Source organism: Streptomyces sp. NBC_00019, from assembly GCF_045041015.1.
In the GTDB taxonomy this organism is placed as follows: Bacteria; Actinomycetota; Actinomycetes; order Streptomycetales; family Streptomycetaceae; genus Streptomyces.
The window spans coordinates 826632-847567 of sequence record NZ_CP108302.1; the positions used below are offsets into that span (position 1 = coordinate 826632).

The 20936-nt window shown below is 71.7% G+C and carries 19 protein-coding genes; 10 read left to right on the forward strand and 9 right to left on the reverse strand.

Translation table 11 applies throughout. The features are described 5' to 3' along the window. The first annotated feature begins 42 nt into the window (after positions 1-42). The gene (locus tag OHU89_RS04070; RefSeq protein WP_405639870.1) at positions 43-2082 is read left to right on the forward strand and encodes a glycoside hydrolase; all 2040 of its coding nucleotides are present in this window, start codon (positions 43-45) and stop codon (positions 2080-2082) included. A gap of 9 nt (positions 2083-2091) precedes the next feature. Here OHU89_RS04070 and OHU89_RS04075 read toward each other — a convergent pair whose 3' ends face one another. The 5 genes from OHU89_RS04075 to OHU89_RS04095 all read right to left on the reverse strand — a co-directional run bounded on the left by OHU89_RS04075 (position 2092) and on the right by OHU89_RS04095 (position 4889). Next, a complete protein-coding gene (locus OHU89_RS04075; RefSeq protein ID WP_405639872.1) occupies positions 2092-2391 on the reverse strand; it encodes an STAS domain-containing protein in 300 nt (99 codons plus the stop codon). A 48-nt stretch (positions 2392-2439) separates the two neighbouring features. Further along, positions 2440-2652 carry a hypothetical protein gene (locus OHU89_RS04080; RefSeq protein ID WP_405639874.1) on the reverse strand — a complete coding sequence of 71 codons (213 nt, stop codon included), beginning with the start codon at positions 2650-2652 and terminating at the stop codon, positions 2440-2442. A gap of 5 nt (positions 2653-2657) precedes the next feature. Continuing rightward, positions 2658-3263 (reverse strand): DUF5994 family protein, encoded by a 606-nt coding sequence (locus OHU89_RS04085; RefSeq protein WP_405639876.1) that lies wholly within the window; start codon positions 3261-3263, stop codon positions 2658-2660. 183 nt (positions 3264-3446) lie between these two features. Continuing rightward, the gene (locus tag OHU89_RS04090) at positions 3447-3845 is read right to left on the reverse strand and encodes a DUF5994 family protein (protein ID WP_405639878.1); all 399 of its coding nucleotides are present in this window, start codon (positions 3843-3845) and stop codon (positions 3447-3449) included. 42 nt (positions 3846-3887) lie between these two features. After that, on the reverse strand, positions 3888-4889 hold the full coding sequence (locus OHU89_RS04095; RefSeq protein WP_266897577.1) for an acyl-CoA desaturase: 1002 nt from the start codon (positions 4887-4889) through the stop codon (positions 3888-3890). 296 nt (positions 4890-5185) lie between these two features. Here OHU89_RS04095 and OHU89_RS04100 point away from each other — a divergent pair, with 296 nt between their 5' ends. The 3 genes from OHU89_RS04100 to OHU89_RS04110 all read left to right on the forward strand — a co-directional run bounded on the left by OHU89_RS04100 (position 5186) and on the right by OHU89_RS04110 (position 6754). Then, positions 5186-5530, forward strand: a complete 345-nt coding sequence (locus OHU89_RS04100; RefSeq protein WP_405639880.1) for a hypothetical protein — start codon at positions 5186-5188, stop codon at positions 5528-5530. 186 nt (positions 5531-5716) lie between these two features. Continuing rightward, positions 5717-6331 (forward strand): DUF5994 family protein, encoded by a 615-nt coding sequence (locus OHU89_RS04105; protein ID WP_405639882.1) that lies wholly within the window; start codon positions 5717-5719, stop codon positions 6329-6331. Positions 6332-6337: 6 nt separating this feature from the next. Continuing rightward, the gene (locus OHU89_RS04110) at positions 6338-6754 is read left to right on the forward strand and encodes an ATP-binding protein (protein ID WP_405639884.1); all 417 of its coding nucleotides are present in this window, start codon (positions 6338-6340) and stop codon (positions 6752-6754) included. Positions 6755-6859: 105 nt separating this feature from the next. On the opposite strand, the gene OHU89_RS04115 is transcribed toward OHU89_RS04110, so the two are convergent. Together OHU89_RS04115 and OHU89_RS04120 are read right to left on the reverse strand one after the other, a co-directional pair. Continuing rightward, complete coding sequence (locus OHU89_RS04115) at positions 6860-7795, reverse strand: alpha/beta hydrolase family protein (protein ID WP_405639886.1); 936 nt, start codon at positions 7793-7795, stop codon at positions 6860-6862. Between the two features lie 221 nt (positions 7796-8016). After that, positions 8017-9546, reverse strand: coding sequence for a LuxR C-terminal-related transcriptional regulator (locus OHU89_RS04120; RefSeq protein WP_405639888.1), 1530 nt, complete (start codon positions 9544-9546; stop codon positions 8017-8019). A 167-nt stretch (positions 9547-9713) separates the two neighbouring features. Between OHU89_RS04120 and OHU89_RS04125 the strand changes: the two genes are divergently transcribed. Both OHU89_RS04125 and OHU89_RS04130 read left to right on the forward strand, forming a co-directional pair. Continuing rightward, positions 9714-10286: a PadR family transcriptional regulator gene (locus OHU89_RS04125; RefSeq protein WP_405639890.1), complete on the forward strand. Its 573-nt coding sequence runs from the start codon at positions 9714-9716 to the stop codon at positions 10284-10286. 92 nt (positions 10287-10378) lie between these two features. Next, positions 10379-12106: an acyl-CoA dehydrogenase family protein gene (locus OHU89_RS04130; protein WP_405639892.1), complete on the forward strand. Its 1728-nt coding sequence runs from the start codon at positions 10379-10381 to the stop codon at positions 12104-12106. 106 nt (positions 12107-12212) lie between these two features. Here the strand turns inward: OHU89_RS04130 and OHU89_RS04135 are convergent, their stop codons facing one another. Continuing rightward, a complete protein-coding gene (locus OHU89_RS04135) occupies positions 12213-13742 on the reverse strand; it encodes an alpha/beta hydrolase (protein ID WP_405639894.1) in 1530 nt (509 codons plus the stop codon). A gap of 341 nt (positions 13743-14083) precedes the next feature. On the opposite strand from OHU89_RS04135, the gene OHU89_RS04140 reads away from it, so the two are divergent. Together OHU89_RS04140 and OHU89_RS04145 are read left to right on the forward strand one after the other, a co-directional pair. After that, a complete protein-coding gene (locus OHU89_RS04140) occupies positions 14084-15454 on the forward strand; it encodes a diacylglycerol/lipid kinase family protein (RefSeq protein WP_405639896.1) in 1371 nt (456 codons plus the stop codon). Further along, entirely contained in the window at positions 15447-16043 is a 597-nt protein-coding gene (locus OHU89_RS04145; RefSeq protein ID WP_405639898.1) for a phosphatase PAP2 family protein, read from the forward strand. Before OHU89_RS04140 ends, OHU89_RS04145 begins: the two co-directional genes overlap by 8 nt. A 56-nt stretch (positions 16044-16099) precedes the next feature. Here the strand turns inward: OHU89_RS04145 and OHU89_RS04150 are convergent, their stop codons facing one another. After that, complete coding sequence (locus OHU89_RS04150) at positions 16100-18886, reverse strand: ATP-binding protein (RefSeq protein ID WP_405639900.1); 2787 nt, start codon at positions 18884-18886, stop codon at positions 16100-16102. Between the two features lie 332 nt (positions 18887-19218). Between OHU89_RS04150 and OHU89_RS04155 the strand changes: the two genes are divergently transcribed. After that, positions 19219-20187 (forward strand): alpha/beta hydrolase, encoded by a 969-nt coding sequence (locus OHU89_RS04155; protein ID WP_405639902.1) that lies wholly within the window; start codon positions 19219-19221, stop codon positions 20185-20187. Positions 20188-20207: 20 nt separating this feature from the next. Then, entirely contained in the window at positions 20208-20924 is a 717-nt protein-coding gene (locus OHU89_RS04160) for an alpha/beta fold hydrolase (RefSeq protein ID WP_405639904.1), read from the forward strand. Positions 20925-20936: the final 12 nt, after the last annotated feature.

A 20936-nucleotide genomic window follows, 5' to 3' on the forward strand; every position in this document is an offset into this window, starting at 1 on the left:
GGACCACCGCAGCGTTTCCACCTATGAAGCTGGGAGCACACGATGGCAGGACTCACCCGCAGCAGACGGCTTCTCGGGGCCGCGTCGATGACCGCGCTGGCGACCGGAGCGGCACTGCTCTCCGTCCCCGCGCCGCTCGCGCAGGCCGACACGGTCACCGCGTCGGTCACCGTCCAGCCCGATCCGTCGTACAAGCAGGACAAGTTCGAGGGCTGGGGCACCAGCCTGGTCTGGTTCGCGAACGCCACCGGCGACTACCCCAAGGAGATCCGCGAGAAGCTCGCCGATCTGCTCTTCGGTGACGACGGTCTGGCGCTGAACATCGCGCGCTACAACATCGGCGGCGGCAACGCCCCCGACGTGAAGGACTACCTGCGTGCCGGTGGTGCGGTCGAGGGCTGGTGGAAGGCACCTCAGGGCACGACCCGTACCGACACCGACTGGTGGAGCGCCGACGATTCCGCCGACTGGAACGGCAAGGCGGACGCCACACAGCGCTGGTGGGTCGATCGCATCAAGAAGGACATCACCCACTGGGAGACGTTCTCGAACTCTCCGCCGTGGTTCATGACCGAGAGCGGCTATGTCTCGGGCGGGTTCAACGCCAACGCCGAGCAGCTGAAGGAGAGTTCGGTCGACGACTTCGCCGCCTACGTCGCCGGGGTGACGAAGCGGCTGGAGAAGTCCGAGGGCATCAAGGTCGACACGGTCGACCCGTTCAACGAGCCGAACACCGGTTACTGGGGCACCCGTCTGGACGCGAACGGCGAGCCGGTGGGCGGTCGTCAGGAGGGTGCGCACATCGGGCCGGCGATGCAGGAGAAGGTGCTGGCCGCGCTGGCTCCGGCGCTGAAGAAGGCCAAGGTCAAGGCCGACATATCGGCGATGGACGAGACCAACCCCGGCCTGTTCGCGACCAACTGGAACTCCTACTCACAGGCGTCCAAGGACCTCGTCGACCAGATGAACGTCCACACCTACGGCACCGGTCAGCGCACCACGGTCCGTGACCTGGCCAAGGTGTCCGACAAGCCGCTGTGGATGAGCGAGGTCGAGGGCGACTGGGGCGACGGGCAGAGCTTCACCGACATGCGCCCCGGGCTGGGCCTGGCGCAGCAGATGGTGAACGACCTGCGCGAACTGGAGCCCACGGCCTGGGTGTTCTGGCAGCCGGTCGAGGACTACGACAACATGAAGCCGGGCGGCGAGTCCGCCAAGGGCGGCAACTGGGGTTCCATCCAGCTGCCGTTCAGCTGCACCTCGGCCGACACCCTCAAGTCCTGCCCGATCTACACGAACACGAAGTTCGACACGGCCCGCAACTTCACACACTTCATCAAGCCCGGCGACAGCCTGGTCAAGGTGGACGACACCTCCAGCGCCGCCGCGGTGACGAAGGACGGCAAGGGTGCCACGCTGGTCCACGTCAACTCCACGACCGCGCCGCGCGCGGTGACGATCGACCTGTCGAAGTTCGGGAAGATCAAGCGTGACGCGACCGTCACCCCGACCGTCACCGACGCCGCCGGCAAGCTCGTGAAGCAGGCCCCGGTCCGGGTCGTCGACGGCAAGGCGACGTTCACCGTCCCCGCGCAGTCCGTGACCTCGTTCGCCGTCAAGGGCGTCTCCGGTGTCGCGAAGGACGCGAGCCTGTTCAGCAAGGGCAAGTCCTACACCCTGACCGGTGTGCAGAGCGGCAAGGCGGTGACCGTCGGCGCGAACGGCACGAGCCTGGCCATCAACTCGGCCAACGGCACGGTCGCGCAGGAGTGGCGGCTGGAGGCGAAGTACGGCAAGAAGGGCAGCAACCGTGCGCGCTACGTCTTCGCCAACCCGGCCGAGGACAAGCGGCTCGCCGTGCGGAACAACGTGCCGGTGATCGAGGCCGACACGGGTGAGCGGGACCCGGCGACCGAGTGGATCCTGTCGACCACGGGCGACGGCACATGGACGCTGGTGAACCAGGCGACCGGGCGGCTGCTGGAGGTCGGCGGCCAGGCGACGAACGAGGGCGCGGCCGTCACGACGTGGCAGGCCAACTCCGGTTCCAACCAGCGGTGGCGGATCACCGAGGCCGGCTGACCAACACCTTCAGACCGCGAACAGTTCGCACAGACGCTCGGCCGGGGTCTCCCGGCCGAGCGTCTTGCGTGGTCGGCCGCAGAGGCCGGCGACTTCGCACTCCTGTCTCACCCCGTGGCGGGCGTGGCTGACGTCGCAGAAGGTGACCGCGGTGAGATCGACGTCGACGGTGCGGATGCCGTCGTGTACGCATGCGGTCAGTGCGGAGCGCAAGAGCGGGGCGGTGGCCAAGTCGATCTCCCCGGCGAGGGTGATCAGGGCGCGGGTGTCGCGGTCATGGCGGTAGACGTTCAGCTGGGCAGAGCGCACGGCCCCTCCGTCGGGAGTCCCTGTTCGGGCAGCGTCACGCGGCCGGGATCACTCCTTTGCCTTGCGGTTACGGCGCCTGGCGCGGAGCCTCGCGTGGGCCTTCCGCGGCACCGGCGAGGCCGGTCCCTGGACGGGCATCCCGGAGCGGCCGTAGTGGAAGGCGGAAACGCCGTCGCTGTGCTGCGAGTTGAGCAGGTGGATGAGGAGCACCCCGAGGACGATCATCGCCACGATCACGGCCACGGTCACGAACATCTCCATCGCCCTCACCACCCCGTCGACTGATGCGGCAGCCCGGCGGCTACGGCCGGGATCCGTGGACGTACGGCCGGGTCGCGGGCCTCGTGTCCGCCTTCGGAGTCCCAGACCGCTTGCACGGTCCGGTCGTCCTCGTACACCGTCCGCAGGCTCGCGGCCTCCTCCATCAACCGGCTGGCGGTCGATGTGCGCAGCGGGTCGCTCGCGGCGGCCATCAGCCAGGCGGCCGAGACGGCGGATGTCTGCGGCGGGATCACCAGGAGGTTCCAGCGGCCCATGCGGTACGAGAGCAGCAGCAGTTCGTTCGGGTCCTGCTCGTTCACGAACCAGCCCACCTTCACCACATGCCCGGCGACGGGCACCTTGCGCGGGATGACCGGCCAGTGGGTGGGGTTCACCGTGACCCGGGTGATCCGCCCCCACAACGGGTCCAGTACCGCGGTCAGAGAGGGGAGTTCCGCCCCGAGATCGCGGCAGCGGGGCCACCAGGCGCCGTCCAGCAGAGCCGGTGCGGAACCGGCGGGAGCCAGCGACAGACGCAGAGGGAGCGAGGAGGAAACGGAGGACAGGTCATCGGCTTCGAGTGTCGGCGAGGAGGAGACGGTCGCAATCATGACGCGGACCCTGCCCCGGGCCGGCTACGACCGGCCCGGCGTATTCGATCGCCGAAAACGACACGGCGTGGAAGCCGGTGCGCGAAATATCCTCGGTACCTTCAGCCTACTCCCCGGACGGGCCGAACGGACCGGCCCGGGGACCGGAACAGCTGACCGCCCTGCGTCTCCGATGCCGAACAGTCACGGCTGACCGGCGACCGCGGCCGCCATGAGCGGTTCCGCGGCCGCCTCGGTCGTGTCCGGAGGCACGACGAGCAGGTCCCAGCGCCCCCGGCCTGGGGCGAGCAGGACGATGGTGTGCGGGGCGGACACCGTGAGAGACCTGCGCAGCCGTACGACCTGGTTGAAGACCAGCATCCGGCCGGGCACAGCGGACCATGCCGCTCCGTTGACCGTGGCGCTGGTGATGTGACCCCACGCGCGGGGCAGCCCTGCGAGCAGCTGGGGAAGTTCGGCGAGCAGGTCGTACGAACGGGGCCACCACGCTCCGTCGATGGGCCGGGGCATACCTCCGCGAGGTGCCAGGCGCAGGCGCAGGACGGGAAGGGAGGGTAGCGGGGACTGCAGTGCGGTGGTCATGAGATCTCCTGCCAACTGCCTTGCGCGGGCGAGTGGTCGATGTCAGGCACGGCGGGCGGCCACTCGATCCGGACTCGGCCAGCGCACGTCGTGCACCCATCCGAGCCGTTCGAAGAGGCGGATGACGGCGGCCGACGGGTCGATCTGACCGCGGTCGACGCCGTGCCGGGCGCTGGTGGGGTCGGCGTGATGGAGGTTGTGCCAGCTCTCGCCGAAGGAAAGCAGGGCGAGCGGCCACAGGTTGGTGGCCCGGTCGTGGCGCCGGGTGCGGAACGGGCGCTCACCGATCATGTGGCAGAGGGAGTTGACGCTCCAGGTGACGTGGTGGAGGAGCGCTATGCGGATGAATCCCGCCCACAGCAGGGCCGTCAGCGCGTGCACCCAGGTCCCGCCGATGAGCCAGCCGGCACCGAACGGCAGGGCGAGGGTGAGCGCGCACAGCACCGGGAAGGCGCGGTCGACGGCGCGGATGTCGCGGTCGGCCAGGAGGTCGGGGGCGTAACGCTCCGGCGGCGTACGGTCGTTGCGGAACAGCCAGCCGACGTGCGCGTGCAGCAGCCCTCGCAACTGTCCGCGCAGATGCGTGCCGTAGCGGTACGGGGAGTGCGGGTCACCGGGCCGGTCGGTGAAGGCGTGGTGGCGGCGGTGAGTGGCGACCCAGCCGATGACGTCGCCCTGGAAACTCATCGAACCGGCCACCGCGAGTGCGATCCGCACGGGACGGTTCGCCCGGTAGCCGCCGTGGGTGAGGCCACGGTGGAAGCCGACCGTGACTCCGAGGCCCGTGATCATGTAGAGGACCAGCGCGAGGACGATGTCCGCGGGATGGATGAGGCTCCCCCACAGCAGCCAGCCGGCCAGGCCGAGCGCCACGAACGGCAGCACGACGATCAACGCCGTCACCGAGACGTACAGCCGCTCCCCGCCGTCGCGCGCGGGCGCCGGACCGTCCAGTGGAAAGGGGGACGCCCCGTCGTAGCCCTGGGGCGGCGGGGCGGTGTCCGGCGGGGCCGTCGGAACAGGCGTGGTGGGGCTGGGTGACATGGAAGGGGCTCCTTGACCTCTACGAAGGCCGCTGGGACGGAGGTGCGGCCGGGGTCACGGGCTGCCCCTGATGGGTGGGTGACGTGCTCAGGACGACCTGTCGGGTAGGCACGAAACACCCTCGTTCCCCCCAAGGTACTCCCCTCCTGGACGGAAGGGTCCTGGCCTGCGCATGCCGGAGACCTCCGCCAGGGCGCGCCCGCACCCTCACCGCGTTGACACGGACCCTCGCCGGACGTTGACTGGCAGTACGGCGCAGGCGGTGCCCCGACACGACGGAAGCGGTACACACGACGATGTACGACCAGACACGCGCCCAACAGCCCGCGGACCAAACCCCGGGCCGCGCCGGACGCCGCACCCCGGGCCCGGAGCCCCTGCTCCCGGCGGACAGGCGGGAAGAGATCGTCCGGCGTCTCGGACACGCCGTCAACACCTTCGCGGACACCCCGCGCGAGGCGCTCGACGAGGCCGAGGCCGCCTTCGACGAGGCCACCGCCCAGCTCGTCCAGGCCCTTGCGGAGCAACGAGAGGCCCTCCGTGCCGACTGGCAGAACCGGGACCCCGAGACGGACTCCACCGAACTCCGGCTCGCACTGAGGCAGTACCGGGAGATCACCCAGCGGTTGCTGCGCGCGTAGGCGTCCACCGGGTCGTCCACGCCCCCCGGATGAGGGCGTCTGGACGGCCCGCCCCGCCGTCCCGTCGGGGCGGAGTAGCGTGAGCGGAACCGGGAGTTCTTCGTACGTCGGCTCTCCGTCGGCGTCGTTCTCGGCGCACCACGACACCGGGCCGTCGCATCGCTGCCCGGGGACAGGGACCGCGACATGGACGCGCCCACCGGTCAACGCGCCGCGCCCGACCGGGCCTTCCCCGCCCCCCTTCGGCTCACCCTGCGCCCACCGACCTTTCCGCACGGCCCGGTGAGCGGCGCCTGGTGGCCCCGTTCCGACGATCTGCCGGCCGAACTCCCCGCTCTCATCCAGGCGTTCGACACCTCGCGGGGACGTGTCACGCGGCTGACCGCACACCGTGACACGTGGACTCAGGCGCCGTGCGACCTGCCCGTCGTCGGACGCACGGTGAAGGCCGCCTGGCTCACGTCCGGGTTCGACCCGCACACCATCCGGCTCTTCGCCTACGGCGTCGGTCACTGGGACCTGCTGGTCGTCCCGCCCGGGACCGAGGCGTCCGCGGCCGCACGGCTGATGGCTGCCGCGGCCGATCCCGCGCTCCGCCGTACCGCGACCGCGCTCCTGGCGGACGAGGACGGCAGCCCCTCGGCACCAGGCGCCTCATCCCCGGGCCGAGGAGCCCGACGCGCCGGTTCCCGGTTGGCGATCACCCGCACAGGGCATCACGCAAGGACAGGCCCGGCCGGGCCGGACATGCGCGGCCCGGCATGCGGCCACGGGGACCGGTCGTCCACGGAGGGGAAGTGATCCGCCATGCGTACGCGTCGGCGTACCCATCGGCGTTCCGTACGAGTCGAGTTCCTACTGCCCGACCAGGCCGAATCGGCGGGCCGGGCGCGGAGGTTGACCGCGCGCTTCCTGGCCCGGCCCGGCCTCGGGGTGACGGGGCTCGACGCCTCACACATCGACGACGCGACGCTCGTCGTCTCCGAGCTGGTCACCAATGCCACCCGGCACGGTGGCGCCTGCCGCCTGTGTCTGCAGATCTCCGACACCGGGGTGACCGTCGAGGTCTACGACGGCAGCACCGGCCGGCCACGCGTGCGACCGCTGACGGCCTGGGGCGAGAGCGGACGAGGTCTCGCCATGGTGCGGTGTCTGGCGGAGCGTCTCGATGTGGATCCGGTCGGCGGGGGTGGGAACAGGGTGCGCGCGGTGCTGTCCCTCTGAGCGGTGTGCGTCCGGAGCCTGACCGCGCTGTCGCCGCCGCGCGGCCGGGAAGGGCCGTGCGGCGGCGATTTCATGGCCAGGCGGGTGAACCCGGCGTTCCAGGTGTCAGGAGGTGTGCGGGCAGTTGCCGCGGGACTCGGTGATCGTGAGACTGACGGCCGGCAGCGGGCACAGGAACTGCTCGTAGCGGGTGTCGTTGTCGATGAACCGCTTCAGCCAGGCGATGCTGTACTTCGCGATCGTCGTGTTGGACGTGTTCGGCGTGAAGTGGGTCGCACCCCGCAGTTCGAGGTAGGCGCGGTCGGTGGCGGAGGGCAGGCTCGCGTAGAACGGCTCGGAGTGCGTCGCCACGGGCGCGATGGTGTCCCCGTCGGCGCCGACGACAAGGGTGGGAGTCGTGATCTCCGGCCAGGTCTTGTCCAGGTTCCAACCGGTCAACGGGATGGCGGCCTGCAGCGAGGGGCGGGACTTGGCCGCTTCGAGGGTGCCGCCGCCGCCCATGGAGTGGCCCATCACTCCCAGGCGCCCGGCGTCGACGCGGCCGCGGACCGTGCTGCGGTCCACCAGGTAGTCCAGTGCGGCCAGCAACTGCGTGCCGCGGCTGCCCGGTTGGTCGGAGGTGGTCAGGGTGTCGATCGTGAAGACGACGAAGCCCTGGGAGGCGAGGCGCGGGCCGAGCCAGGCGATCGAGGACTGATAGGCGGTGAACCCCGGTGACACCGCGACCGCGCCGAACGTGCCGTCGGCGGTGCTCGTCGGGTAGTAGATGGTGCCTCCGCCGAAGCCGCTCACGGCGAGTCGCGACACGCTGGTCTCCGAGACGGCGTAGGGACCCCGACTGGCCTCGATGCTCGCCGTGGTGGGAGCGGGGCCCCGCTCGTACGGGTTCTCGGCCGCCTGGGCTCCACCGGTCAGCGAGGTCAGCAGGCCGATGAGCGCGGCGGCCGTGGCGACGCCGGAGGAGAGGCGCCCGAAACGGCGGCGTCGGTGGTGGCGGTGCGGGGTGTGCGCGGGACGGGAGGTCTCTGGGTCGTCACTCATGGCGGCTCCTTCGAGGGTGAGGGTTCCGGCGCCCTCGGGCCAGGCATCGTCCGCCGCGCGAAGGGCGTCGTACCCGAGGACGTGACACGAGTCATCCGGCGGGGAACAACGTAGGGGCTGACTAAAAGTCAGTCATCAGTGGAATCACCAGTCATGCCACAGGCCACTCACCCGCACCGCGTCGCACCGTGGAGATCGCCGGTCACAGCGGTGTACGGACATCAGGTCGGTTCCGGCCCCGTCCGGTCCTGGTCCTCGCCGACGTTCGCCAGCAGATGGGCGAGGCCGGTGCGCGACCGGACACCCACCTGCGCGAACACGTTGCGCAGGTGGTACTCGACGGTCCGGATGCTGATGGACAGCTCCGCGGCGATCTCCTTGTTCGTCGCCCCGCGCGCCACATCCCGTGCGATGCGCACCTGCTGCGGGGTGAGCGAGGACAGCACCCCCGCCTCGCCGGTCCCGGTCACCTCGCCGGCCGCCCGCAGCTCCGCGCCGGCCCGCCCGGCCCACAACACCGCACCGCAGCGTTCGAAACCCATCAGCGCATCACGCAACTGCGTGCGTGCCTCGGTGGGCCGGCGCCGACGACGCAGCCACATGCCGAAGGCCAGATGGGTGCGCGCGTGTTCATACGGACCCGGTGCCTGCTCATGGTGAGCGAGCGCGCTGCGGTACAGCTCCTCGCTCCGGTCCGCGGGCGCGACGAGAGCGCGGCAGCGCGCCAACTGCGCCGGAGCCTGCGGGTCGGCGCCGAGATCCGCCCAGACGGCGAACAGGTCGACCATCTCCGCCGCGTCGAGGACCCGGTCGGACAGGACACAGGCTTCGACGAAGCACGGCACGGCAAGGAACCACAGCCCGAAGTGGCCCTGCCGGGCGCCGGGTTGGACCAGGGGAGCCAGCCGGGCGGCCGCCCGCTCGACCTTGCCCGCCCCCAGTTCCGCCCGCGCCTGAGCCCATTCGGCGAGAAACGCGGCCTGGGCCAGCCCATGCGGTTGCGCGACGGCCAGGACGTCCGCGATCCGTGCACGGACGGTGGGCAGGTCACCCGCGATCGACATCACGAGTGCGCGCACGGCCGACAGGTCGGCGGCGACATTGCGCTGACCGAGTCTCTGCGCGAGTGCCAGCCCTTCCTCCGCGTGGGCACGGGCCTGGGGGTGGCGGCCCTCCCGCAGCTCCGCGTAGGCGAGGTGCGCCATGATGCCCGGAACCGTGACCTCCGCTCCGGCGGAGCGCGCGGACGCCAGGGCGAGGCTCAGGAGCCGGCGCGCGGTGGGGAGCCGCCCCAGAAGGAGGGCCACCTCGCCGGCCTCACGGAGCTCGCTCGTCTCCGCCCGGGTCGTGACCTGGTACAACCGGGGCTCCAGGACCGCGACGGCACGTCGGAAGTCCCCTTCCACCATCGCGCTCATGCCGATGCGGTGGGACCTCCAAGCGGCCTCGGGGCATCCCTCGGCACAGAGCGTGGACTCGCTGCCGGCACCGCAGACGCGGCAGGGGCCCACCGTGAAGACACGTCGGTAGCTGTCGCGGTCACCGGCCGCCCAGGCCGCCGATGCCGCTGCCAGCAGGGCGCGGCGAGCCAGCGGCGGGTCCGTCTCACGCAGCTCCGCGGCGGCACGGAGCAGCGCCGAGCAGGCATCCGCCACCGGGCCGTCGCGCAACAGTTCACGACCGTGCGCGAGGGCACGGTGGGACGCCGTGTCGGTGCGGGCCGAAGAGATGCCGCGAGTCTCGTCGTTCACACGCATCACCGCTTCCAGGGCGTCGGCCGGAGCCCAAAGAATGGCCAACAACGGCTCACCCGTCGACCGTCGGCGCGACATTCCGTGGCCCCCGCACAGAGTGAGCCGCGTCGCATCGGCATGGGTGAGACTTGCTATGCAACGAGTTGCATAGAACGATCGGCGTCATGGCGCTCGAACACGCGATCTTGGTGTCGCTCCTGGAGAAACCGGGATCCGGCTATGAGCTGGCCCGGCGTTTCGAGCGGTCCATCGGATATTTCTGGACGGCGACCCACCAGCAGATCTACCGCGTCCTCAAGCGCATGGAGAACGACGGCTGGGTGGACGTCCGGGACGTCCCGCAGCAAGGCCGGCCGGACAAGAAGGAGTACTCCGTCGCCGACCTCGGCCGGGCCGCGCTGTCCTCGTGGCTGCACGATCCGATCGAGCCGGACAGCGTCCGCCACGACATGGCAGTGAAGATCCGGGGCGCCGCCTTCGACGACCCCACCGCCCTGATCCGCGAGGTGGAGCGACACCGGCAGGCGCACCAAGCCCGGCTGGAGCACTATCTCGCGGGCGAGGAGCGGGACTTCACAGGGCCCGAGGCGAACGCCGCCGCGCCGCAGGCACCGCTCGACGCGGAGCGAGAGCTCCAGCACGTCGTCCTGCGCGGCGGCATCGCGTACGAGCGCATGATGATCGACTGGCTGGAGGACGTGCTGACCACGCTGGCCCGGTTCACTCCGGGCCGCTGACGTCGCCGCGCCCGCCGACCGCACCTCCGCTCCCCTCCGGCCGCCCCACCTCATGATTCCCATCCGTCCGCCCGCCGAAAGAGGCCCTCATCATGGCTGACCAACTGCTCTTCAACCCGCGCACTTACGACCCCGCGCACTTCGACCCCGAGACACGCCGCCTGCTGCGTGCCACCGTCGACTGGTTCGAGGAGCGCGGGAAGCGGCAGCTGATCGAGGACTACCGGACCCGGGCCTGGCTCGGAGACTTCCTCGCCTTCGCCGCGAAGGAGAACCTGTTCGCCACGTTCCTGACGCCGTCGTCCGCCGCACCGGAAGGAGCCCCGGACAAGCGGTGGGACACCGCCCGTATCGCCGCGCTCAACGAGATCCTCGGCTTCTACGGCCTGGACTACTGGTACGCCTGGCAGGTCACCATCCTCGGCCTCGGCCCGGTCTGGCAGAGCGAGAACACCGCGGCCCGCGACCGCGCCGCGGAACTTCTCGCCCAGGGAGAGGTCTTCGCGTTCGGCCTGTCCGAGAAGACCCACGGCGCCGACATCTACTCCACCGACATGCTCCTCACGCCCGACGGCGACGGCGGCGGCTTCCGCGCCACCGGCTCCAAGTACTACATCGGCAACGGCAACGCCGCCGGACTCGTCTCCGTCTTCGGGCGCCGTACCGACGTCGAGGGCCCCGACGGCTACGTGTTCTTCGCAGCCGACAGCCGTCACCCGAACTACCACCTGGTCAAGAACGTCGTCGACTCGTCCAAGTTCGTCAGCGAGTTCCGCCTGGAGGGCTACCCCGTCACGGCTGAGGACGTCCTGCACACCGGCCGCGCCGCCTTCGACGCCGCCCTCAACACCGTCAACGTCGGCAAGTTCAACCTGTGCACGGCCTCCATCGGCATCTGCGAACACGCGATGTACGAGGCCGTCACCCACGCCCACAACCGTGTCCTCTACGGCCGCCCCGTCACCGCCTTCCCGCACGTGCGCCGCGAGCTGACCGACGCGTACGTCCGGCTCGTCGGCATGAAGCTGTTCAGCGACCGCGCCGTCGACTACTTCCGCTCCGCCGGCCCCGACGACCGCCGCTACCTGCTCTTCAACCCGATGACGAAGATGAAGGTGACCACGGAGGGCGAGAAGGTCATCGACCTGATGTGGGACGTGATCGCCGCCAAGGGCTTCGAGAAGGACAACTACTTCGGCCAGGCGGCCGTGGAGATCCGCGGCCTGCCGAAGCTGGAGGGCACGGTCCACGTCAACCTGGCGCTGATCCTGAAGTTCATGCGCAGCCACCTCCTCGACCCGGCCGACTACCCGAGCGTGCCGACCCGCCTCGACGCGGCCGACGACGACTTCCTGTTCCGGCAGGGTCCGGCCCGCGGCCTGGGCTCGGTGCGCTTCCACGACTGGCGCCCGGCCTTCGACGCGTACGCGCATCTGCCCAACGTCGCCCGCCTGCGCGAACAGGCCGACGCGCTCTGCGAGTTCGTCGCCACGGCCGGCCCCGACGCGGAGCAGAGCCGCGACCTCGACCTCGTCCTCTCCATCGGCCAGCTCTTCGCGCTCGTCGTGCACGGCGAGCTCGTCCTGGAGCAGGCCGCCCTGACCGGACTCGACGAGGACGTGCTCGACGAACTCTTCGCCGTCCTCGTACGGGACTTCTCCGGGCACGCCGTCGAACTGCACGGCAAGGACTCCGCGACCGAAGAGCAGCAGGAGTGGGCCCTGAGCTCGGTCCGCCGTCCGGTCGTCGACCCGGCACGCACGGAGCGAGTCTGGCAGCGGGTCGAGGCGCTGTCCGGCGCGTACGAGATGGCCCCGTAGCCGCGCCGCACACCTCACCGGTGGCCGGGCTCCGCATGAGCCCGGCCACCTGCAGACGAACGAGGCCTTCGGCCGTACCCCGGTCATCGCGTGCGCAGGCCGGCACTCACCGGACGGGTGCGTCGCAGGTGACGTCCGTGGCCGGGAGGCGGCCGGTGGCGAGATAGGCGTTGACCGTGGCGTCGACGCACGGGGTGCCGTAGACGCCGAACACCGCGTGCTGGTCGGCTCCGCGCAGGGTGACCAGACGCGAGGAGGGCCACGTCCGACGCACCGTTGTGGCGCCCTCGTAGGTGGTGCGCGGGTCCCCGGTGGCGTTGACGAGCAGGGCCGGGAGGTCGTCCCGGATGGTCGTCGGGCGCTCGCGGGGCGGGTCCCAGAAGGTGCAGGGGCTGAGGTTGTGCGTGACGGGCCCGAGCAGCGGGTCCTTCGCGCGGGCCCGCTGGACGTCACGCCAGTAGACCTCCGGGTCCCCAGGGGCGGCGGCGTCCCCGCACAGGATCGCGGACTGGACGCTGCCGTAGTGGGAGTCGGTGCCGGTCAGCTCGAACTCGAGGACCTCGGCGAGCCATGGAGAAGGGGTGACCGGGTGCCGGTCCGCCGCGCGCAGCAGGTCCCGCATCCCCTGTGCGAAGTCCCCGTAGGCAGCGTCGTTGTCCTGCGAGAGGCCGTTGAAGACGACGAGGGGCATCACGTGCTCGTCCACCGCGTAGTCACCGAGCCGCAGCGGGGTACGGGCCGCGGCTGCCTGGACACGGTCCACGGCCGCCAGCACCGCGCCACGGGTACGGCCCAGACCGTACGTCGTGTCCCGGGCGGCGGCCCACGAGGCCCAGCCCTCCAGCGCGTGGCGGTTGGCCTTCTCGGTGCCCCGCAACAGCCGGGGACCGTAGCGGGCCGGGTCCAGGACACCGTCCAGGACGACCCGGTCGGTGCGGCGAGGGAACATCGTGGCGTACACCTCGCCGAGGTAACTGCCGTACGAATACCCGAGATAGGAGATCCGCCGCTCGCCGAGCGCGGCGCGGATGACGTCCATGTCGCGCACGGTGTTACGGGTGGTGACGAACGGCAGCACATCGCCCTCGTGCCGCCGGCAGAGCTGGGCGAGATCCTTGGAGAAGGCCGCCACGCGGTCGAACCCGGCGCGGTCGACGCCCGCGCTGCGGAACGCGGAGCCGGTCGGCCACTTGCAGTCCAGCGGGGTGCTCCGGCCCACGAAACGGGGGTCCACCCCCACCACGTCGTACCGCGCCGCGACGCCCTGCATCGCCTTGCTCACCCACGGCGGGTCGCCGAGCGTCTGCCCGCCGGGGCCGCCGCCGTTGAGCAGCAGCGGGCCGACGCGGCGGGCGGTGTCGGTGGCGCGGATCCGGGAGATCGCGACGGTGATCGTACGGCCGTCCGGGGCACCGTAGTCCAACGGCACCGTCACGTCGGCGCACCGGGCGCCCGCCTGCTCCAGTTCCTTGCCGGTCGCGTCGTCCGGGCCGAGCACACAGCTCTTCCAGTCGAGGCGCTGGTGGTGGTAGCGGGCGAGGGGGTCGGAGGCCGCCTGGGCCGGGAGGGCCGTCACGGGTAACGCGGCCACGGCGAGCGTGGTGACGGCCAGGACCAGGACGGCCCTTCTCCCCATTCCCGAAGCGCCCTGCGGTACTTGAGGCACTTGCGGTGGCCGCGGTGCGCGGGCTGTCCGGATCACTGCTGGTTCCCCTCTGTCAGTGCTGTCGGTTCTGTCGTGTCAGAAGCTATGCACGCGCCTCAGCGGGGTCACTCGGGCTGGCGGCCGATTCGCGGTGGGGACAGCATCAGCTCGGAACAGGGGGCATGCCCCCTAAGATCGTGGGGCCGTCGATCTTGGCGAGGCCCAGCGGGAAAGGCCGGAGACCCTGGCCGGTGGGCCCATGGCGGACACGACGCAGTATCCGGACCGTGCGAGGAGAGAATGGCTCCGACCACCCGACTCGCTGGAGCGCCATGAACACGGTCCGATCGACGCACGTCACGGAGCCTGGCGGCTCCGACAAACGGGCGCGCACTCTGGCCAGACTCGCCCTGCTGTGTGTGGCGGGTGCCGTAGCGTCCGTGGTGGCGGGCGCGGGCCAACTGCCGATACTGCTGCTGGGCCTTGGCGGGCTGGGAGTGGCCGGCGCGGGTCTGTGGTGGGCGCTTGCGCACCGGGGTCTGGCGCGTGTGTGCGGCGCTCTCCTGGCCGTGGGTGCTCCGGTGGGCGTGCTCGTCCTGTACGCCGTCTCAGGTCTGTGGCTCGTCGCGGTGGCGGCACTGGGGGCGTGGGTGGCGGCGCTGGCCTGCGCCAGGAGCGCGTTGCGCCGTCGGCGCAGACCGCACGGCATGCGCTCGCGTTCCGTCCGGCCGCCCAGCCGACCGGTGCTGATCATGAATCCGCGTTCCGGAGGCGGGAAGGTAGGCCAGCACGGACTGGTGGAGCGGGCGGAGGCGCTCGGCGCCCGCGTCATTCTGCTCGACCTCGACACCCGCCCCGATCCGGCGGCGCTCGCCCGCCAGGCCGTCGAGGACGGCGCGGATCTGCTCGGTGTGGCCGGTGGCGACGGCACACAGGCCCTGGTGGCGGAAGTGGCCGCCGCACACGACGTACCGTTCATGGTCCTGGCCGCCGGCACCCGCAACCACTTCGCGATGGACCTGGGCCTGGACCGCGCCGACCCCGCCGCTGGCCTGGACGCACTGTCCGACGGTGTGGAACTCCGCATCGATCTGGGCGACGTGGCCGGGCTGCCGTTCGTCAACACGGTCTCCTTCGGGGCGTACGCCGAGATCGTGCAGAGCCCCGAATACCGCGACGCCAAGACGATCACCGCCCTCGACCAGCTGCCGGACCTGCTGCTCGGCGAGGCCGCGGCGAAGCTGGAGGCCCAGGCCGACGGCGACCGACTACCGGTACCGCAGGCCCTGTTGGTGAGCAACAACCCCTACGCGCGGGCCGACCCGCTCGGCGCCGGGCGCAGAGAACGTCTCGACGCCGGCCGACTCGGTGTGCTCGCCGTCCGGATCGAGGGCGCCGCCCAGGCCGCCGAACTGGCGTTGCGGGGCGAACGGGCCAGCGGCATCACCTCGCTGACCGCACGTCAGGTGACCGTCACGGCCGACACCGACCTCGTCGCCGTGGCCGTCGACGGTGAGGCGCTCACCCTGCCCCCGCCGGTCGTGTGCACGGTCCGTCCCGGTGTCCTGCGGGTCCGGGTGCCCCGTCACCGGCCCGGCGCGTCCTACACGGCTCCGTCCGTGGACTGGCGGCACATCCTCCACCTCGCCCTCGACCGAACTCCCCCAACCACCCGCACGACGCAGGAGCAGAGTGATGTCTGACCGCCCGCAGCGCCACGACGGCGCCCCCCGAGCACTGTTGCGTGATCTCGCCGCCCTCGACCAGGCGTTGTACGAGGCCGTGAAGGTCACCGACACTCCGACCCTGGACCACGCCCTGCGGCGGCTGTCCGCGGCGGCAAACCACTCCAAGATCTCCTTCGCGGTCGCCGGGCTTCTGGCGCTGTGGCCCGGTCGGCCCCGCCGTGCCGCGGCCCTGGGCGTCGCGGCCATCGGCGTCGCCTCGGCCGGGGCGAACCTGCTCGGCAAACAGCTGGTACGCCGGCCCCGGCCGCACCGGGCCGAGGACTCGCCCTTTCCCGGACGGCACGTGCCCATGCCCGCGTCGGCTTCCTTCCCCTCCGGCCACACCGCCTCGGCGGTCGCCTTCGCGGCCGCCGTGGGCCCTGCTCTCCCCGCCGCCACTCTTCCGCTGGGCCTGCTCGCCTGTGCCGTCGGCTACTCCCGGGTCCACACCGGCGTGCACTACCCCGGCGACGTGATCGCCGGCGCCGTGCTCGGCACCGGCGCGGCGGCCGTCATCCTCGCCGCGTCCGGCTGGGACGGCCCTCGCCGGCTCCGCCTGCCCTGATTCCGGCACGCCGCCGCGCTCAGGAGAGCGCGGAAGGCGGGGCATCGCCCTCGGCCTCACACCCCGTCGACATCGCGCAGTTGGGCGCGAGCGGTGATGCCGAGCTTGGGGAAGATCTTGTGCAGGTGGAAGCCGATGGTGCGCGGTGAGAGGTAGAGCCGGGCACCGATCTCGCGGTTGGTCAGACCCTCGGCCGCCAGGCGGGCGATCTGCAGCTCTTGGGGTGTCAGGTCGCCGGCGACGTCGGGTGCGGCGGGTGGCGTCACGGTCACGCCCGCGGCGCGGAGTTCCGCGGTGGCCCGCTCGGTCCAGGGGCGTGCGCCCAGTCGTTCGAAGGTCTCGAGGGCGGTGACCAGCAGGGGGCGTGCCTCGGCGGAGCGCCGGCGGCGGCGCAGCCACTCGGCGAAGTCGAGGTGGGCCAGGGCGTGTTCGAAGGGCCAGCTCGCGGCCGCCGGGTCGCCGGTCGCCGCGCGGAAGTGCGGCTCGGCGGCCTCGGGTTCGCTCAGCAGGGCACAGGCGCGGTGCACGATCGCGGCCAGCCGGGCGGAGCGCGGCCGTTCAAGGGCGCGGTCCGCGGCGTCGAGCACGGTGCGGGCGTCGTCCGTCCGGCCGGCGCGGACGGCTGCGGCGGCGAGATCGGCGAGGTGGTAGAGGGAGGCGTGGTAGTGGACGGGGGCCGGGCGGGCGTCGTCGGTGAAGGTACGGCGCAGGTGGCCGTACGCCGACTCGTGGTCGCCCTCCGCCTGGGCTGCCAGCGCCAGCGCGTGGCGGTGACGTACGTACAGGCTGCGGGCCTTGCGCAGGTCCCTGCCGCGGACGGCGTCCCGCACCTGGGCGCGCGCACCGGCGTGATCGCCGCGGGCGGCTCGTACGGTGGCCTGCAGCAGTGGTGATCCGACGCTGACGTTGTCGGCGCCGGCCTCCGTCGCCGTCCAGAAGGCGTTCTCGGCGGCTCCCAGGGCCGCGTCCCATGCTCCGCTCTCGAAGTACGCGAGCGCCAGAGCCTGTGCGACGGTGCAGTTGACGCCGGCGGTTGCGGCCTGTCGCAGGTGGTCCATGGCCTGACCGAGGAGACGGACGGCCTCGTCGGTCTCGTCCAGGATCCAGGCCGCGCCGCCGAGCGTGACGAGTCCGGACAGCGTGCGGTCCGAGTCGTCCGGCAGGAAGTCGACCGCATGGGTCAGGTTCTTCAGCGCCTGGGGCCGGTCCGTGAACGGATGGGCCGCCGCCCGTGGCCAGACGCGGTCGCTCTCGTTCGGCTGCGATGCGATCAGGCCGTCGATCCGCTGGATCTCGTGCCGGTAGCGGGGATCACCCGAGTTGTACGCCGGGGTTGCGGCCGTGCCCAGGGCGCTCAGGGCGAGGGCCGGAGCCGGGGTGGCCATCGATTCCGCGACCGGAAGCAGATGGGCCACGGCATCGTCGTGCCGCAGCGTCACCGCGAGGGACCAGCCGGCGCGCAAGGAGGCCTCGGCGAGGAGTTGGGGGTCGTCGGTCAGCGTGGTGACGCGGCCCGCGATCTCCCCCACCCACTGCGGATGCCCCGCGTACATGGCCGACTCGGCCGCGGCGAGCAGGCGGCGGGCGCGTTCCGGCGGGTCGGGGGTGAGTTCCGCGGCGCGTTCCAGGGCGGTCGCCGCGGCCGCGTGTCCGCCGCGGTGCTGGAAGCGTCGCGCGCTCTCGGCCAGCACGCGGGCGATGTCCTCGTCCGGGCCGAGAGCGGCCGCGGCGAGGTGCCAGGCGCGGCGGTCGGGTTCTCGGGCGAGGGCGGCGGCGAGGGTGAGGTGGGCTTCGCGGCGTTCGGCGAAGGAGGCGGCCTGGTGGACGGCGGAGCGCACCAGGGGGTGGCGCAGCCGTACCTGGCCGCCCTCGACACGCACCAGCCCCGCCTGCTCGGCGGGTTCCCACACTTCCGGTCCCCCCACGTCCGGGAGGTCCGACAGTCGTGAGGTGCCCGCGGCCGCCGCCAGCAGCAGGGCTCGTCGGGTCGCTGGTGGCAGTGCGGGCAGGTCGGCGGCGAACAGTCGCTCGAGACGGGCGGTCAGAGGCAGCGAATCGACGGCGGCGAGGTCGCGGCCACCTGGATCCCGGGCGAAGGCTCGGGTGAGCTCGATCAGGGCGAGGGGATTTCCCGCCGCCTGCTCGAGGATCTGCGCGCGTATCCGGCCGAGCGGCGGCGTCGGCTGCGCGTCCAGCAACAGCCCGGCGGCGGCCCGGTCCAGCGGACCGGCCGTCAGATGCGGGAAGTCGCGGTCGAAGCGCGCCGGCACGGCTTCGTCGCGTGCCGCCAGCAGCAGGGCGGCGCGCTCCCCGTCGAGTCGCCGGGCGACGAAGGCCAGCACGTCCAGCGAGCCCATGTCCAGCCACTGGGCGTCGTCGACGGCGATCAGGAGCGGGCGCTGTCGCGCGGTCTCCAGGAGCAGCGTCAGCACCGCCGTCCTGATCGACAGCGGGTCGGACGCGGTCGTCGCGTCGGCCGTCTCCATGCCCAGCGCGTGGCGCAGGGCATCGCGCTGACGGGCGGGAAGCCGCTCGATTCCACTCAGCACGGGGTACAGCAGCTGATGCATCCCGGCGAAGCCGAGATCCCGCTCGCCCTCGCAGCCCCGTACCCGCAGCACACGCAGGCCGCGCTCCATGGCCTGCGCGGCGGCCCGGTCCACCAGGGTGCTCTTGCCCGCTCCGGGCTCTCCGGTGAGCACGAGCACGCGAGGTCCGTCGCCGTCGAGCGCGTCGATCAGGCGCGTGATCCGCGACAGTTCACGGTCCCGACCCAGGGGCAAGGGGGTGCGCTCCTGCCCGACCTCGACGTCACCGAGGCCGCCCGAGCCACCGAATTCCATGAAGTACCGCTCCCACCCGCCGCCGTTCGCGTCTCATTTTGCCAGCTCGGCGTCGCACGACCGGTCACATGACAGAAGCACCGGCCGTCTCCTCGCTGACAGGATCCGACCATCGGGCGCATCGCAGAAGACTGCCCGGATCGCCGAGGGTGCCGGTCCGGTAGTCGGACGTCCGGCAGCCGGTCCACTGGAGGGCCGCATCGCGGGGACGGCGACACGGATCGGCCGCCCGGCCTCTCCCGGTGTGCGCTGCTGGACCGGTACCGGTGAACTGATTCCGGCGTCCTGTTCGAGGCGCCCGCAGCACTCATCAAGAACCTGAGGAGAACGACATGTCTGACGCCGTGGAACCGGTCCAGCCGGTGCTGGAGCCGGCGGCAGCCGCCTTCGCGGAGGCGACCGCGAACCCGCCGTACCTCTTCGATCTCGGCCCGGTCGAGGGCCGTAAGACGGTCGACGAGGTGCAGTCCGGGGACATCGCCAAGCCCGCCGTCGACGAGGAGTGGATCACCGTGTCCGGCGGACCCACCGGCAGCGTCCGCGCCCGGATCGTCCGCCCGGCCGGCGCCCAGGGCACCCTCCCCGTGATCCTCTACATCCACGGCGCCGGCTGGGTCTTCGGCAACGCCCACACCCACGACCGCCTGGTACGCGAACTCGCCGTCGGCGCCAACGCCGCGGTCGTCTTCCCCGAGTACGACCTCTCGCCCGAGGCCCGCTACCCGGTCGCCATCGAACAGAACTACACCGTCGCCCAGTGGATCGTGCAGGAAGGCGCGTCCAAGGACCTGGACGCCTCCCGGATCGCCGTCGCCGGGGACTCCGTCGGCGGCAACATGGCCGCCGCACTCACCCTGATGGCCAAGCAGCGCGGGGATGTCCCCCTGGTCCAGCAGGTGCTCTTCTACCCGGTCACCGACGCCGCCTTCGACACCGCCTCCTACCACCAGTTCGCCACCGGCTACTTCCTGCGCCGCGACGCCATGCAGTGGTTCTGGAACCAGTACACGACCGACGACGCCGAACGCGCCCAGATCACCGCGTCCCCGCTGCGGGCCACCACCGAGCAGCTCACCGGCCTGCCCCCGGCCCTGGTCATCACCGGCGAGGCCGACGTCCTGCGCGACGAGGGCGAGGCCTACGCCAGCAAGCTCCGCGAGGCCGGCGTCCCCGTCACCGCCGTCCGCTACCAGGGCATCATCCACGACTTCGTCATGCTCAACGCCCTGCGCGAAACCCACGCCGCCCACGCCGCGATCAACCAGGCCATCGACACCCTGCGCACCACGCTGCACGGCTGATCCGACAAGGAGATCCCCACATGTCCACCACTCCCACCGTTCTGCTCGTGCACGGCGCCTTCGCGGACGCCGGCAGCTGGGCCGGGGTCATCGAAGAGCTCCAGAGCCACGGCATCCCCGTGATCGCGCCCCCCAACCCGCTGCGCGGCCTCGCGTCGGACTCCGCCTACGTCGCCTCCCTGGCCTCCCAGATCGACGGCCCGGTCGTCCTCGTCGGCCACTCCTACGGCGGCGCGGTCATCACCGTGGCCGGTGACACGGAGAACGTGGTCGGCCTGGTCTACGTGGCGGCCTACGTCCTCCAAGAGGGCGAGAGCCTCGGCGAGTTGCAGGGGCGCTTCCCGCTCTCCCCGCTCGTGAGCAACCTCAAGCAGTGGACGTACCCGGTCCCGGGCGGCGACCCGGCTGTCGAGGTCACCATCTCCGAGGACGCCTTCCCGGCGGTGTTCGCCGCCGACGTGCCCGCGGAGGTCACCAAGGTGCTCGCGGCGGCCCAACGCCCTCTGGCCGCAGCGGCGTTCGAGGAGACCGCGCCCGTGGCCGCGTGGCAGACCAAGCCGTCCTGGGCGCTGGTCGCCGGCGCGGACGAGGCGATCAATCCCGAGGTCGAGCGCTTCGGCGCCAAGCGGGCGGGGGCCACGATCGTCGAGTCGGAGGGCGCTTCGCACGCCGTGGCGGTCTCGCGGCCCAAGGAGGTCGCCGACCTGATCCGTGAGGCGGTCCGCGCGACGGGCTGACGGCACGCGGAC